The organism is Lentisphaera marina (assembly GCF_028745505.1).
GTDB lineage: Bacteria > Verrucomicrobiota > Lentisphaeria > Lentisphaerales > Lentisphaeraceae > Lentisphaera > Lentisphaera marina.
Genome location: NZ_JAQZZL010000001.1, coordinates 2,512,895 through 2,529,514, shown reverse-complemented (window position 1 = coordinate 2,529,514; position 16,620 = coordinate 2,512,895). Strand labels below are relative to the sequence as shown.

The 16,620-nt window shown below is 41.2% G+C and carries 11 protein-coding genes and 1 pseudogene; 11 read left to right on the top strand and 1 reads right to left on the bottom strand.

Annotated elements, in window-relative coordinates:
- Positions 1–107: 107 nt before the first annotated feature.
- The 4 genes and pseudogenes from PQO01_RS10140 to PQO01_RS10125 all read left to right on the top strand — a co-directional run bounded on the left by PQO01_RS10140 (position 108) and on the right by PQO01_RS10125 (position 5,554).
- Positions 108–887: a type II secretion system protein gene (locus tag PQO01_RS10140; RefSeq protein WP_274313896.1), complete on the top strand. Its 780-nt coding sequence runs from the start codon at positions 108–110 to the stop codon at positions 885–887.
- 481 nt (positions 888–1,368) lie between these two features.
- The gene (locus PQO01_RS10135) at positions 1,369–3,879 is read left to right on the top strand and encodes a glycoside hydrolase family 38 N-terminal domain-containing protein (protein WP_274313895.1); all 2,511 of its coding nucleotides are present in this window, start codon (positions 1,369–1,371) and stop codon (positions 3,877–3,879) included.
- Positions 3,880–3,891: 12 nt separating this feature from the next.
- Positions 3,892–5,220: pseudogene (locus PQO01_RS10130) on the top strand (sulfatase family protein).
- A gap of 190 nt (positions 5,221–5,410) precedes the next feature.
- Positions 5,411–5,554 (top strand): hypothetical protein, encoded by a 144-nt coding sequence (locus PQO01_RS10125; protein ID WP_274313894.1) that lies wholly within the window; start codon positions 5,411–5,413, stop codon positions 5,552–5,554.
- Here the strand turns inward: PQO01_RS10125 and PQO01_RS10120 are convergent.
- Positions 5,540–6,616 carry a hypothetical protein gene (locus tag PQO01_RS10120; RefSeq protein ID WP_274313893.1) on the bottom strand — a complete coding sequence of 359 codons (1,077 nt, stop codon included), beginning with the start codon at positions 6,614–6,616 and terminating at the stop codon, positions 5,540–5,542. The two genes, PQO01_RS10125 and PQO01_RS10120, sit on opposite strands and share 15 nt — an antisense overlap.
- A 127-nt stretch (positions 6,617–6,743) precedes the next feature.
- On the opposite strand from PQO01_RS10120, the gene PQO01_RS10115 reads away from it, so the two are divergent.
- The 7 genes from PQO01_RS10115 (at position 6,744) to PQO01_RS10085 (ending at position 16,615) form a co-directional block, all read left to right on the top strand.
- Positions 6,744–8,069 (top strand): glycoside hydrolase family 99-like domain-containing protein, encoded by a 1,326-nt coding sequence (locus PQO01_RS10115; RefSeq protein WP_274313892.1) that lies wholly within the window; start codon positions 6,744–6,746, stop codon positions 8,067–8,069.
- Between the two features lie 102 nt (positions 8,070–8,171).
- Entirely contained in the window at positions 8,172–9,590 is a 1,419-nt protein-coding gene (locus tag PQO01_RS10110) for an MFS transporter (RefSeq protein WP_007279422.1), read from the top strand.
- Positions 9,580–11,091: a hypothetical protein gene (locus PQO01_RS10105; protein ID WP_274313891.1), complete on the top strand. Its 1,512-nt coding sequence runs from the start codon at positions 9,580–9,582 to the stop codon at positions 11,089–11,091. The genes PQO01_RS10110 and PQO01_RS10105 overlap by 11 nt, the downstream gene beginning before the upstream one ends.
- Before the next feature lie 66 nt (positions 11,092–11,157).
- Positions 11,158–12,264, top strand: a complete 1,107-nt coding sequence (locus tag PQO01_RS10100) for a GntR family transcriptional regulator (protein ID WP_274313890.1) — start codon at positions 11,158–11,160, stop codon at positions 12,262–12,264.
- Positions 12,265–12,684: 420 nt separating this feature from the next.
- Positions 12,685–12,999, top strand: coding sequence for an L-rhamnose mutarotase (gene rhaM, locus PQO01_RS10095; RefSeq protein ID WP_274313889.1), 315 nt, complete (start codon positions 12,685–12,687; stop codon positions 12,997–12,999).
- A gap of 2 nt (positions 13,000–13,001) precedes the next feature.
- Positions 13,002–15,116, top strand: coding sequence for a sulfatase family protein (locus PQO01_RS10090; protein ID WP_274313888.1), 2,115 nt, complete (start codon positions 13,002–13,004; stop codon positions 15,114–15,116).
- Positions 15,113–16,615, top strand: a complete 1,503-nt coding sequence (locus PQO01_RS10085) for a sulfatase (protein ID WP_274313887.1) — start codon at positions 15,113–15,115, stop codon at positions 16,613–16,615. Before PQO01_RS10090 ends, PQO01_RS10085 begins: the two co-directional genes overlap by 4 nt.
- The last annotated feature ends 5 nt before the right edge of the window (positions 16,616–16,620 follow it).

The following is a 16,620-nucleotide window of genomic DNA, read 5'->3' as shown; positions in this document are numbered from 1 at the left end:
TATTCTAGTCAAATCCTTATTTGTTTTAATGACAATTATTGATTTTTTGGAAGAGATTATATATAAGGAGTTAAGTATCTGAATTTATTTTAAAGGAGTATAGCAGGATGAGAAAAAACAAAAGTTTTACTTTAATAGAAGTTTTAGTTGTGATTGCGATCATCGGGATTTTGGCTTCACTGCTCTTGCCTTCATTGAGCAAATCTAGATATAAAGCTCGATTGGCAGTTTGTACAGAGAATATGCGCCAAAATTCTATAGCTCTATATAATTACGCAGACGATAACGATCAGTATTGGCCTCAACGCACGATGTACCAACTTCATTTACTGGAACCGAGCTCCGCGGGAAGATCTCTGCTGGCCAGCTATATATCACTTGATAGTTTATTCTGTCCATTAAATAAGCCGGAGTTTGATCCAAAAACTGATACTACTGCCGGACTTGGGGGAGCCTATGAAATGTACTACGGGCAGGCCTTGCTCGATGCCGATGGACATAGAGAAACTACTGCACTTTTGAAGGTGGGTGACCGTATAACTTGGGGCTATGATGGCATAGATAACTCCTTCAGTGTTTTACTTGCCGATAATGATCAATATAACGTAGATGAAAATAAATGGGTAAGTTCGCACCCTAGCAAAGGGATGTCTCGTTCAGGAGTCAGTACAGCTGGTTACAAGTCATGGTTTTATAGGAGTAGCGACTTGCGCGGCACATTAGATCGTAACTTTCTCTATGAGGATGGTTCCGTCAAGCGAGTAAACAATATTATAAGCCCTGGACCTACAACAGATGCTCACGACCCAAGAATGGCTCGTGTAAGAGCACAAAATGCTCTGAGTTTCACTGTCAGGGCAGCTTACCTGCCCGTGGAAATTGATTAGCTGAAATTTTTTTGTGCAGTTTGGTGGTTTTTTGTGTTTAAAATCACTTAGTATGACTTCCTTAATTATTAAAAATATCGAAGCACTAAAGATTACAGGAGAGCACAAAAGTAAATGATTATCCTTTGCTTATATCTGTGAAATCGCTGGATGAATTACCCTCACTTCTTGTTGCAGCGTTCGCAGTTTGAATGCCGATTAAAAATCGACGCTCCCGGCATATTCTAAAATTAAGAATAATTCTGGCTCAAAAATATCTGCGTTGATCTGTATGGATCGTGCGTAAATTTACTTCGATAAAAACATCTTTGCAGAGTCCGCAAAGTTGTTTTTATTTTTGCGTAAATCAATCTTTAAAAATATACGAGAGTTGATTGTTTTTTGATAAGTTCTTTTCTTTATTAGATAATTCTTATTGGTATAATTGATATAATGATTTATCTTATAACGCATTTATCAATTCTGAATAAGGTTTTTAATTATGTCTGAGCAAGAAAAGAAAAGAATACATTTGGTCTGTAATGCCCATTTAGACCCTGAGTGGTTGTGGGAATGGGAAGAGGGAGCAGCGGCGATGCTGGGCACCTTTCGTCAAGCGGCAGAATTTTGTGACGAGTATGAAGGCGAGGCTTTTATTTTTAATCACAACGAAGTGATTCTCTATCGTTGGGTCGAGGAATATGAGCCGGAACTTTTTGAGAAGATTCAGCGTCTCGTTAAAGAGGGTAAGTGGCATATTATGGGAGGCTGGTATTTACAGCCCGACTGCAATATGACTAGTGGTGAATCTTTTGTTCGTCAGATCATGCTGGGACGTCAGTACTTTAAAAATAAATTTGGCAAAGTGCCCACGACGGCAATCAATTTTGATCCCTTTGGCCACACGCGGGGCTTGGTACAGATCTTAGCTAAAAGTGGTTACGATTCCTATATTTTCTGTCGTCCCGAAGAGCGTGAAATGAAACTGGAAGCGATGGACTTTATCTGGGAGGGCTACGATGGCTCACAAGTAATGGCGCACAGAAGCCATGATCTGTATTTATCTTTCTTAGGAAAAGCGAGTGAAAAAGTAGAAGAAGTTAAAGAACTTTGTGCCGATCAAGACGATATGATGGTTCTTTGGGGCGTGGGTAATCACGGTGGTGGAGCTTCTCGTAAGGATTTAGCTATGCTCAAAGATTTGAAGGAAAAGCTGAGCGCTACCCATGAGGTCGTACATTCCACACCTGAGAATTATTTTGAACAGCTCGCAAAACGCAAGGATTCTTTACCCGTTCGTCAAAATGATTTAAATTCAACCTTAGTGGGTTGTTATACAACTCAAATCCGCATTAAGCAAAAGCACCGTCAATTAGAAAATTATTTATTCATGACTGAGAAGATGTCGGTCTTTGCTTGGTCAAAAGGCTTGATGAAATATCCTGAAGATGAATTGCGTGAGGCCATGTATGATTTAGCTAAAGCGGAATTTCACGACATTTTGCCTGGTTCATCCATTGAGGCAGTAGAGGAAGCTGGTTTGCGGGTCATGGACCACGGTTTAGAGATTTTGTCTCGGGTTAAAGCTAGGGCATTCTTTGCACTTGCAAAGGGGCAGCCAAGAGCTAAAGAGGGTGAAACCCCCATATTGATTTACAATCCCCATCCCTTTCCAATCAAGACAGTCGTGGAATGTGAATTTCAGTTAGAAAATCAAAATCGTGAAGATTCCTTTACCGATATTTTTGTTTATCAGAATGATCAGCTTCTGCCTTGTCAGGTAGAGGATGAACAAGCCAATTTACCGCTGGACTGGCGCAAAAAGGTTTCTTTTATCGTTGAGTTAGCACCGACTCAAATGACTCGTGTTGATTGTCGTGAAAAAGTGATTCCTAAACAGCCCAAACCGCCAAAAATTTCGGCAACAGAGAATTATGTTTTTGACAATGGTGAAATGCGAGTTGAGATAAATCCTACAAGTGGTTTGATTGATAGCTACATTGTAGCAGGAAAAGAAATGCTCAAGAAAGGAGGTGCAAAATTTCTTGTTCTTCACGATGATGAAGATGCCTGGGGAACCGATATTTATGAATTTAGAAATGTAATTGGTGAATTCACTTTACTATCGCCTAAACGTGCGGCTAAATTTGCAGGTGTTCATGTAGAGGAACTTCAACCCGTCAGGATTGTTGAAAATGGTAATGCTAGAGTTACCGTCGAAGCTTTATTCGGTTACGGTGATTCTTATATTTGTCAAAGGTACCATTTAGCGCATCAAGGTTCTGAGCTTGAAATGGAGACTCGTGTTCATTGGAATGAAAAACAGCGCTTCCTCAAGATGTCATTAGCTACAGTTGATCAAAAATCTGAATTCTATGGTCAGGTTGCCTATGGCTATGATCGCTTATTCGAAGATGGCCGTGAGTCGGTAGCCCAGCGTTGGATGATCGTTAAGTCTGAACAAGAAGATTCAGCTCTTTCGGTCATTACAGACAGTACTTATGGCTCCGATTTTAAAGATGGTGAGCTACGTGTTTCCATGTTGCGTTCCCCGGCTTATGCGGGCATGAACCTCTTTGGTCGTAAAATCATGAAGCAGGATCGGTATTCGCCAAGAATTGATCAGGGGCACCATATTTATAGAACCTGGCTCAACGCCTCTTCAGCAGAAGGGCGCTTTAAAGAAATCGAAAGAGAGTCTATAGCCCATAACGAAAAGCCCATGGCATTGGCCTTCTTCCCTTCAGGAAAAGGTGATTTAGATACTGAAGGCTTTATTAAATTGAGTGAAGGCACAATTTTAGTCACGGCGATTAAAAAAGCAGAAGAGAGCGACGATATAATTATTCGTCTCTTTGAATCGTCCGGCAATGCTGAAAATTGTATTGTTGACCTGCCGGGGTACAATATTAGTGAAGAGCTGAAATTTGGTCCCTACGAAATTAAAACTTTGAGTCTGAATCCACAAACAAATGAGTTTAAGGAAGTCAGTCTTGTGGAAGTGGAACTTTAAGGAGAAATAAGCATGAATCGTAAATTACTTACATGGGCATCACTCGCCTTGACCCCGTTTTTAGCTTGGTCTCAAGCAGATAAAAAAGAGCGCAAACCCAACGTCATTGTGATTTTAGCCGATGATATGGGCTATGCAGATTTGAGTTGCCAAGGTTCAGTCGATGATGTGCGTACTCCGCATATCGATACTCTGGCACAAAATGGTGTACGCTTTACCGAGGCCTATGTAACAGCACCACAATGTGGCCCTTCAAGAGCAGGCATCTTGAGTGGTCGCTACCAAAATCGCTTTGGTTTCGAATCGAATTAATGGGCTTATGACCCTGGGATTCCACGCTCGGTTCCACTCATGGGGACACGCATGAAGGAGCAGGGCTATGTTACTGGCTACATTGGCAAATGGGGCCTAACAAGTAAAAAACACTCCTATCCTTATAATCGCGGTTTTGATGAAACTTATTGGAACCAGGATGGCAATATCTACTGGGCTGATCGTCCATCAAAATACAATGTCCAAATGCGCCGCGGACCAGAAAAGATTGAGATGAAAGAGTATTCGACCGACGCTTTTGGGCGCGAGGCTATTGAATTTATTGAGCGCAACAAGAAAAAGCCTTTCTTCCTCTTTGTTTCCTATATCACACCTCACGTGCCCATGGAAGCTAAAGAATCGGATCTCAAACGCTTCGAGCACATCAAAGACCCTTTGCGTCGTACGAGTTTAGCGATGATTGCCTGTATGGATGATAATGTAGGACGCATGCTCAAAGTTTTGAAAGATAATAAGCTTGAAAAAGACACCTTGATTTTCTTTATTAGTGATAATGGTGGGTACCCCGGTAATGCTTCACTTTGTACGCCTTATAGTGGGTCTAAGTCTCAGATGCTAGAGGGAGGAATTCACGTGCCTTTTATCATGCAGTGGAAGGGGACAATTCCCCGTGGCAAAGTTTATGGTAAACCGATTATCAGTTTGGATATCAAGCCTACGGCTCTTGTGGCAGCTGGTGCAACAATTAAAGACCAATGGCAACTCGATGGTGTCGACCTCATTCCTTATTTGAATGGTCAAAAGAAAAGTGACCCTCACGAGAGCCTCTATTGGCGCTATAATGCATGGTCAAAAAAGCCAGAACAAAATGGTTGGGCGATTCGCAAGGGAGATTGGATGCTAGTGCGCAATGGTTGGGCAAAGGCTAAGCCGGCTCTCTATAACTTATCAAAAGATAAAGCGCAAAAAAATAATTTATCTAAATCTCAGCCCGAACGCTATGATGAAATGCTCAAAATGTGGCAGCAATGGGATGAAGACAATATTAAGCCTGGTAGCTTAAAATAAGTATAGCTTGGCAGTAAACAAAAGGCCCTCCCGTCAACGACGGGAGGGCCTTTTGTTTTTTTTGGATGGATATGAATCCCTGGTATTTAATCCCAGGCTAAGTGAAGTATTAGGACTCTGCCATAAAGCAATTCATCCTGTCTTTGCGAAAACTTGGCGATAATATTTACGATTGACCAGAGTAGAGGGCATGGTGCTGCGCACACGAGGGAGCTCCGCCCCTCGAACTCCCCGCAAGGACCTGCCGGTCCTTGACCCGGCGACTGAGACTTTGCCCCACTTTATGGATAATTATGAAAATAAATTGCGCGAAGCAGAATTAATTGAAGATTAAATCATGTTCGTTATGAACTTGTTCAGCCTTAAAAATAGCGCTCCATTCTTCTAACTTCATGTATTCAGTTATGTGAGTAGGGGCAATTATACCACCCTCACCAAATTCATTCCAAGCATAGGAATTAAAAGCGGCTTGAATGCTGCCATCAGCAAGGGGCAAGCCGAGATTTGGAAGAGTTAGAAGATCGTTGCGCATGAGTTCAAGTTCTTTACGCCATTCTTCTCGCGTGGGAAAATCAAAACAGGCACGGGTATCTGGCCACGGGCGGGGGGACCAACCAGCGGGCATATAAGGCATGTAGGGAATCGCATCTTTGCTGTGTATTTGGCGAGCCAAACGACAGTGTTCTCCGAGCAGTTCATAGGGATAATCCGTATCTTTGGGCTCAAGGTTTGGAAAGTCCATATAGGTACAAGTAAAATCAAAAACATGAGCTATAGGGTTGTCTGCATCAATATGTTGTTCAGTCATTACTCCAGCCCCAATAATGACTTCCATGCCTTTACTGCGAAAGAGTTCTCTGATTGAGTCTAGCTGCTTTTTGCAACGTGCTATATCATTGTTGTTTTGTTGAATAAAGTAATCGGCACCGTGAACTTTAAAGAGGGCTTTACCACCTACCTTTAAGTAAGAGGGGTGAGTAATAATTTTTTTCCAAGCATCAAGGCATTCTTGCCATTGCCAATCCTCGGTGACATCAAAAGGGGGGTGATTACAGAATTCGATAAAAAAGTTAACTCGGTCTGCATTTGGTGAATTAAGGTAATCATCAAAAATGTTGTTGAGTAGACTGCTATGGGGTTCGCGTTCGGCATCTTTTTCGTTGTAATACCACAGGATAGGAAAGAAATCGACGCCGTAATCACCGGCAACTACAAGTTCTTTGTTCAAAGTCTCTTGATTATTGAATTCACCTAAGAGGGGGACTCGTTCAGGAAAGTCAGGGCGCCAGTCTTCTCCTTGTTCGATGGCAAATGAATCGGCGTGACGGTGCCATTTGTTGGGGAGGGGCTCCCACCAACCGGCAAAATAATTAACTCCAGCGAGAATAGTTTTCATGTTATTTCCTTAAATAAATTAAAATATCAATTGCCATATAATTATATCAATATATCATTAAGTCAACGAAAAATGAAATGTTTTATTTTAAAAATACAAAATCAATCAAAATAAAAAGGAGTCAGTGGTGCGTTATTTTTTATTGTTTCTTATCTTAAATCTATCTCTCATGGCTAAGGAAATTGAGTTTTCTTCGGATCAACCCTGGCTCGATAAAGATGGATCAATAATCAATGTACCCCTTAGAAGAATCGATGTATCAAAAAAGCAGGCAGGTAAGATTGCAGACAAGGCAAAGTCAGATTGGACTGTAGCGGCATGGAATTTTCCAGCGTGGAATCCAGGAGGTAAGCACTGGCCTGAGTTAGCCAATGGTAAAGCTTTGCGTTTGCCTCTACTCTATGATTCACAAGATCCGGAAGTTCGCTATAATGGCATAAGTTATTACCGTTTGTCTGATCCGCGAGTTATGGATTGGCAAATTAAATGGATGCGTGAGGCAGGAATAAACTTAGTGATGTTTGATTGGTACCCCTCTGAGTCAAAAGAAAAGTTTGATAACTCACCCCGTCATCGTCACATTAACGCTTCAATTGAAGTAGGCTTTCTACGTAAAGATCAAACAGGTGGTGCGCCGGTAAAAACGAATCCTTATGCTAAAAAGATTGACTTTGTGTGTATGTGGACAAATCATGGTCACGCTTGGATTCCGGAAGGAACTATGGAATATGCCTGTGAGAACTTTCTCAATCAGCCCAATTATTATAAGGTGGATGGTAAGCCCTTAATTATCATTCATGCACCAGCTCTCTTAAGAGAGGAACATGGAGGAGAAGGCGACTCAGACGTGAAGATGGAGAACTTAAAGAAATGGATAAAAAAGCAAAGAGCCATTGCGCGTACTTATGGTCATGAAATCTTTTTGAGCTTAGGTGATATTTTACCTAAGTACTCAAAGGGTTTTAGAGATATTGGTTTTGATGGTTCTTTTAATTATATAACTCATGCTCGACCAGATTTGGAGAAGCGTTACCCCATAGTTTATAAACAAAAAATTAAAGTAAAGGGTAAAGAACAAATAAGAACAAGGCGCGGTGAAGTTTGGGAAGCGGATTATAAAACTCACCTCATGCCCTCAATGATTGACCATTGGAACAAGATGTACAAAGTCTGGGGAGACGGTTTTGTACCAACGGTGACGACCCGTGAAGATTTTAGACATTGGGGCCCCCAAGGTCATATGCTTTACTATCACGGTGGTACACCAAAGCTTTATGGTGAATCTTTAAAATTGGCACGCGAGAGTGTAGAAAAAAATAACGGTCGTAAATTTATTACTGTGGGAATATGGAATGAATTCTACGAAGATGCTTATTTAGAACCCGATGTGAAGTATGGTTATGAGTACCTCAAGCAAATTGAGAAAAATTTTCCCGAAACGAGTGCAAAATAAATTATTTAGAATAAAGCATAAAAATAATTAAATGACATATTGATATATCACAAAAGAAAGGCAATTATAACTTATATAATATAAATTTAAGATGGAGACAAAATGTCGACACATGAAATCAAACGTTTAAAAACCAGTAAATTAGCACTCTATGGTTCTGCTGGTTTGGCGGATACCTTTTTGAGTTTTGGGGTGACCACTTTAGTTATGCCGATTTACAATATTGGCTTGGGAGTCGATGCGGTCTTGTTAGGTTGGGCTCTGGCAGTGCCAAGAGTTATTGACGCGATAACCGATCCCTTAATGGGGACTATATCTGATAATACTCGTAGTCGTTTTGGTCGTCGTCGTCAGTATATTTTTGCTGGAGCGCTACTTTGTGCCTTGTTATTTCCCTTTATCTGGATGGCACCAGCGGGCTCGGAAAATACTATTCTTACTTATTTTGTCATTGCCATGTGTTTACATTCAATATTTTATACAATCTTTAATGTTCCCTATACAGCCTTGGGCTATGAATTAAGCTCGGATTACGATGAGCGGACTCGAATATTTGCCTGGCGCTTCTATTTTGCGACTGCCGCAGGAGTGACCACCCAATGGCTTTATAAACTCGTCCTTATGAGTGGTGAAACAGAAGCAGAAGGGATCAAAGTAGTGAGTTATGTCATTGCCGCTATTGTTCTCTTAGTGGGGATTATTCCGGCAATTTTTTCTCGTGAAGAAAATGTGGTCGTAGAGCAAAAGAAGACTAACTTAATTAAATCTCTTGGCTATTTGATTAAGAACAAGGCCTTTCTCACTCTCATGAGTTCATATCTTATTATTGTGACGACACTCTTTTCTTGCGGTGCACTCACCCTCTATATCAATATTTATTATATTTTTAATGGCGATAAAGATACAGCTGCAACCCTTTCCGGTGTGGCAGGGACAGCAATGATTGCCGCGGCATTTATAGGCATGTTAGTGATTAAGAAAGTATCTGAAAAAACAGGCAAGAAGAGGGCGATGATTATCGCCCTAGTTACGGCACTCTTTGGAACGGGGGTTTCTTGGTTTACACTAACCCCAGCTATGCCTTACCTACAATTAGTTTCGGGCGTAATTCTGGGCATGGGTGTACAGAGTTGTTGGTTGCTGATTAGTTCCTTGATTGGCGATGTGATTGATGACGACGAGCTTCGTAGTGGCTTAAGGCAGGAGGGGATTTACAGTTCGGCATCGGGCTTTGTCTGTAAGTTAGCCTTAGCCTTGACGGCAGTATTCTCGGGTTATGTTTTACAGTTATCTGGCTTCGATGCTAGTGCCGAGACAACTTCTCCAGAAGTGGGCTATAGAATGAAAGTGATTTTTGTTTCACTTCAGGCTATAGGTTTATTGACGGCACTTGGACTTATGTTTATGTTCCCTATAACGAGACAAAAAGCAGAAGAAACGCGTAGAATTCTTGATCAGCGCAAAAAAGACAGTCAAGAAGTGAACGACCAAGTGAATGAAGGAACTGTAAATGAAGCTTAAAAAATATTTTATTGGCCTGGTTTTAACTATTACAAGTTTGCAGGCTAGTTCTGAAAGATCGGTTTTAAAATGGTCGCCCGCTAAAAGTGAAGAACCAAAAGTTTCCGTCGAGGTGCAATGGTTCAAAGATAACGATTACTTATCTAAAGAAAAGCAAGGCATGGGTAAATTACAGCCTTTTAGTGCTGTGATGGATGCTTTTTGCGGAGATAGCAAAGAGCTGCGTCGTGAGTTTAGCGATTGGGTAAAAGACTACCGCTTTCCACTTTTTTATCATCACCCCAAACATCCTAAGCCAGCAAATGATAATGTAGTCGTGACTTGCTTTAGTACACCTTATGAGATTTATCAGTCGAAGTTTATTGAATGGATGAAAGACAAACGTGGCAAGGATGACTTTCTCGTTCCGAATGCGCGTAAAACAAATCCCTACAAAGGTGATTTAGTCGATCCTGTAGTCAAATCACCAAGTGCTGTGACCAAGGAGCTTTTGCAAAAAACCAATGGTTATGTGACCATTGCGGAAAAAGATAAAATCACTTTTATCGGTGATAATCGCGTGAATCCTCTGCGCTGGATTTGTCCGATTAATGAAGTTCATCACCGCGAGCAAGCCTCTTGGGCAATGCGTTTACATTCCGATCCGCAGGGATGGGAGTTGTCAAAAACAATCATGCAGGAAAATCGACAGGAAAAAAAGACTAATCGTCGCTTAGTCCTTAAGTACAAAGTAGCTTTAACGGTTGAAGATGGTCGTGATGAGTTGAAGGAATGGACGATCTATGACTACCTGCAAGAAGGTCAGGCAGGTTTGATTAAACAAATGCGCGAGAATGTTTTTAAGTATGCTGTTAATGGAGAGACTGCTCCTAACGGACGCAAATTAGAATATTTACAGGAGAAATTAGCTTCTCGCTATATGCGGACCCGCTTAGACCCCGTTAATTTTCAACTTGTGGTTGGGTTTAATATGCGCGAACGTGGCGATCGTTACCGCTTAGCGGAGTTCATGTTGGCTTCTTACAATCAGGAAAATGTTTGGGTCCATCCAAAGAATGACGGGAGTAAACATGGACACCTAGGGGTGTATTCCACTGCAAATATGAAATTTAATAAACAAGTTCGAGATGGGGCGTGCTCGGGAAATAGCGCTTGGTGGCGTGCTCCTATAAATGTACTCAATGATGAGGACTTGCAATTTGGTGAAGGTTCAGCTTGGAAGTCTAAGGATAATTATATTGAGATGGATGCACCATCCTTAGAGCGCACCATTTTTGAAGGGGAGATTGATATTACTAAATTTTATCGTCAGTCTCTTAAAGGGAAATACTTCCCAGGCCAACGTGGCTACTGGGTGAAGAACTGGCTAGGTTTTGAAGGTAATGAAACGGCTGCCCCCGAAGAGCACGGAGTGGAATGGGCCTTCTTAATTTTCGAAAATCATGGTCCTTTAAAAGTTAAAACCGAAGTTATACAGTTTGATATCGTGGCCTTGGACTAGCAAGTCTAGAAAAAACAATCTCTTGAATTAATGTATAATTAAATCAAATATTTAGGAGTGTTGTACATGCCAGCTGAATCAATCACACAAGGTAAAGTTAATCTTTCTCATCAGGTTTTGCGTCACATCTCGCAAAAGATCAAAGATGGGACTTTGAAAAAAGGCGATAAGCTCCCAACTAATCGTGAGCTCGTCGAAGAACTGGGAGTTTCTATTCTTACAGTTCAGCGCTCTATGAAGCAGCTGGAAGCTCAAGGAGTGGTCAGTTGCCGTCGTCGTTTGGGGACCTTCTTAGAAAACCCTAAAGCGATGAGTAGTCCCAAGATTCAAAGTGGCCTCATCGGTTTATTTACTCCTGAGATTTTTTCAGATTTCCACACTGACTTGCTCATTGAATTAGAAAATAGCATGATGAATGAAGGTAAATTAGTGAGTATTAATTTTACTCATAGTAAGCCCGATCGTGAACTCACTCTTCTTCGTTCTTTAGCTCGTCAGCGTTTAGAGTCCTTGGTTTATTTCACATCTCCCTTAGTCATTATTTCTGAATCTCATTGCCGCAAGGTGAGTGACTGGATCAATCGCTATATTGAAGAAGGCACTTTTGTGCTCTTTGCCGATATTTGCCCACCCGGATTTGAAAGCCGCCTGATTTCTTTGGATAATGAAAAAGCTACTGAAATGCTCACTAATAAGTTGATTCAGCAGGGGCATGAAAAAATTGCCTTTGTCGGGGCAACTCACCTGCCGACAAATGAGGCCCGCTACGATGGTTATAAAATAGCGATGGAAAAAGCCGGTTTAAAGGTCGATCATGAATGCTTTGTGGATGTTCATATTATTGAAAGTAAGGACTGGCAGGACAGAGTGGAAGCTGATGTTCGAATGCTCATGAAAAAGCACCCGGAAATTACCGGTTTCGTAGTGGATAACGGCCCTTCAGCTGTACGTGTTCATAAAGTCATGTCCGAGATAGATGATCTCAAGTTTGAAGTCAAAGACTCCATTGCTTCGCTTTTTGAGGTTGCTGAACCACCCTTTGCGGCCAGCGCCTGGATCCAAATCCCCGGTAAAGAAATGGGCCAGGTCGCCAGTGAATTACTCATGGAAGATCACCCCGCCAATTATGAGCCGGGACATATAAAAATTCGCCCCAAGTTTTGGGCCAACTAATCAATGTCTATGAATTAAGCTTTATCGAAAATCAAACTGTACACGATAAGTTGTGAACTACCTACAGGAATAGCTTGTAGCTCAAACTTAAGTTTGAATATTTATGCTTAATTCAGCAGCCCTGACTACTGACTCTTCAGTAATGTATAAAGTCTTGATGCTAAAATATATTTAGCATAGTTGCTTATAGTGGTTGAATTATATGCTTGTCAAAAAACATCATTTAGTAATATCCATCTAGCTTTACATGAAAAACGACTCATCTTTGAGTCGTTTTTTTGCTATAGATAAGGTCGCCTAATTCGCGAGCTAGCCGAACTTTTTAAGTTGCTTAGTTACTATAAAAGATACAAAAACACTTGATTAAATGAAATATCATTATATCATTTAATCAAGTATAACTTGATAAAGGTGAAATTTATGACGAGAGTCGGCTTAAAAATGAAGTTAACTCCGGGTTTTGAAGTGGAGTATAAAAAGCGCCATGACGAAATTTGGCCTGATTTAAAACAAAAACTTACAGAATTAGGGGTGTATGATTATGTGATCTATTTAGATCAAGAGACCCATATTTTGTTTGCGTCTTTAAAACTGAAAGAGAATCATAGTGCAGATTCTATACCCGACCAAGAAATTGTAAAAAAATGGTGGGCTTATATGCAAGATATTATGGAAACTAAGGCTGATCATTCCCCTGTGGAAGTCACTCTTCAAGAAGTTTTTTACATGGACTAATCATGAAGTATTTATTTATAATTTTAGCGCTTTTCGCAAACACCATGCTGGCGGCAGACAAAGGCCCCAACATTATTTTTATTTTGACTGATGATCAAAAATACGATGCCATGGGATTTATGGGGCATTACCCCTTTTTAAAAACTCCAAATATTGATCGTATTCGCAATGAGGGTGTGCATTTTAAAAATAGCTTTGTAACTCTTTCTATGTGTGCACCTGCACGAGCGGGATTTTTGACTGGCACTTACCCGCAAGTCAATGGGGTGTGCACCAATGTGGAAGGACGCGAATTTAATCAAAATAAGACTCCGTCATTTCCGCTTTTACTTCAGCGAGCAGGCTATAAGACAGCTTTTTTCGGTAAGTGGCATTTGGATCACAGTAATAAACCTCGCAGAGGTTTTGATCACTGGATTTCCTTTTCAGGGCAGGGGCACTATAACGGAAATAAGTTAAACATTGATGGCAGGATAGTTGAGAACCCTGGTTATATCACCGATGAACTCACTAATTACGCACTTGAGTTTATTGACAAGAATTCTGATAAGCCTTTTTGCGTTTACCTTTCACACAAAGCGGTGCATCAGCCTTTCACTCCTGCTAAACGTCATTCTTCTTTGTACAAAGGCGAAACGGTCCCCAAAAAAGATAGTTTTTTTGACAATTTGAAAGATAAACCCAAATGGCAGCGGGTAAGTCTTCCTCCGGAAACCCTATATCGTCTTAGATTTAATAATACTCACGAAACTCCTGCAGTTAAGACCCCTCGTCCTTACACCAAAGAAAATGGCTCACACCCCCACACTAAAGATTATCTCCGTGCTATTGCTGCAGTTGATGAGGGGATTGGAAAAATTTATGCACTTCTTGAGAACAAGAAGATATTAGATAATACAGTCATTATTTTTGCTGGTGATAATGGTTACCTTCTCGGTGAGCACCAACGAGGTGATAAACGAGTCCATTATAATGAGTCCATGCGCATCCCGCTAATTATGCGTTATCCCGCAAAAATACCGGCAGATTCTACCCTTGATCAAATGGTGCTCAATATTGATGTGGCGCCAACAATTCTCGATATTGCCGGAGTGAAAGCACCTGAAATTATGCAGGGTGAATCCTGTATGCCCCTTTTTGATAAGAGTAAAAAAACGCCTTGGCGAGATGCTTACCTATTTACTTACTGGCGCGATCTAATTCCCACATTGCCGCGCATTGTTGCAGTTCGTACGGATCGTTATGTCTACACGACTTATCCCGATATAGATGATGTGAACGAACTCTATGATTTAGAAAATGATCCCCATGAAATGAGGAATTTAGCTACATCTCCTGAACATGCGGAGATTGTTAAAGCTATGGAACAAAAGATAGAAGAATTAAAGAAAGAGACCAAGTACAAGAAAATCGTTCCTAGGCCTCGGCCAGAACCCCAATGGGGAGTGCAGGAAGGCCTAATTTGTGACCTTGAGTTTAAGCAGGGCTTAAATTCAAAAGATCAGTCAGTTATTGCTAACAAAGTCAAAATCAATAATGGCCAAATTGTCGATGGCTTAAATGCTAAGGCTTTGCGTTTTGGCGATGATACATCAGTCAGTTTTTCCTGGCATAAAGAAGTAACGCCTGATAAGGGCAGTTATGTGATCGAGACTCTAGTGCGCCCCAGTTCAGATGGGGTGATTTGCGCACAAGGCAATGATTATCGTGGTCTAATGTTATTCATTGAGGATGGTTGTCCCGGTTTGATGATGAAGGAATACAAGTTTCGCATGCAATTTATCGATGCCCAAAAGTCATTTATGAATCAATGGGTTCACCTTGTGGCTCATGTGGAGCAATACCACAACAAAATTTCCTTTTGGGTCAACGGAAAACGCATTGCCAAAGAACAAATGATGTGGCCGATTCACGGTGTCCATAAGGGGATTGGTGGTTTGACTTTAGGAGCTGATCCATCTGGTAAAATTGATCCTAAAGAAATTTCTCCTCTTAAATTTCATGGCGACATGCAATATTTTAAGATTTATCGTCAAAAAGACTTGAGTTCAATTGTGGCCAAGGCCCAAAAACTGGCTCTTAACTATCAAAATGGTAAGGAACGTATTCAAAAATGAAATTAATACTTAGATCATTCATTCTTCTTTTTAGCCTAAGTACCCTTAATGCTAAAGAAATGCCCCCAAATATCGTTTTTATTTTAGCCGATGACCTGGGGTGGGCTGACCCCTCTTGTTACGGGAGTACTTTTCACGAGACTCCACACATAGATAGCTTGGCCAAGCGGGGAGTGAAATTGAGTAACTTTCACTCGACTTCACCCGTTTGTTCTCCCGCCCGAGCCAGTTTAATGACGGGCTTATATGCCGAGCGCTTAGGGATGACTCAGCCTGCTTGTCATATTAATTTAGTATCTTTAAAAGCTCATACACCTGATAAGGGCTGGCCTCATCAAAAAGTCATCAGTCCCAAAAGTACAACTCGTTTAGATACGGTCTTCCCCACCTATGCAAAAGTTTTAAAAGCTCAGGGTTATGTAACGGGACACTATGGTAAATGGCATCTAGGTCACGAACCTTATACGCCCCTTGAACACGGCTTTGATGTGGATGTGCCCCATACCAAATCTCATGGCCCCAAAGGAAGTTATTTTGGTCCCAAAAAATACAGCGATAGCTTCACGCTTAAAAAGGGTGAACACTTAGAAGATCGCATGGGCCAAGAAGCGATCGAGTTCATCAAAGAAAATAAAGACCGTCCTTTCCTCTTAAATTACTGGGCTTTTTCAGTTCATTCACCCATGTTCGCCAAGCTCGATCTGTTAGATAAATATCGTAAAAAAGCGGCTAAACTTCCAACTGATGCCCAACAACGCAATCCGATTTTTGCAGGTATGATCGAAACCTTTGATGATAATGTAGGGCTTTTACTCAAAGCTATTGATGAAGCTGGTATTGCCGATCGAACCATCATTGTTCTCAGCAGTGATAATGGTGGAACTATTGAATCTGCCTATACCCATGAAGCGTATTGGGGCAATGGTACAGTGGAAGAAATTGTCGATATCCCCGCCACCAGTAATTACCCCTTAAAAAGTGGTAAAGGAACGATTCACGATGGTGGTACCGCAGTTCCGTTTATTGTTGTTTGGCCGGGTAAAATTAAAGCAGGAACAAAAAGTGATAGCTACTTTTCGGGTGTGGATGTCTTTCCGACATTTGTAGAAATGGCAGGAGCGAAAATGCCCACTGGAGTAGCAATTGATGGGGTATCGCAAGTCCCAGCCCTGATAACAGGTGAAGAAGTGCGCGATACGCTCTATGGTTACTGGCCCAATTACTTGGTCGAGAGGAACGGCTCCATTCCCTCTGCTTGGATTCGTCATGGCGACTACAAGTTAGTATCTTACTTTTTTGATGGTAAAAATAACAAGCATCGCTACGAACTTTTTGATATTAAAAATGACATCGGTGAAAATCATAATATAGCAGCACAAAATCCCGAACGAGTGGCAAAACTAAGTGCGATGCTAAAGCAGCATTTTGTCGAAACCGAGGCGGTACTTCCCAAACTTAATCCCAATTACGATCCGCAGGCAAAAGCGCCGCAAAAGTAGTTATT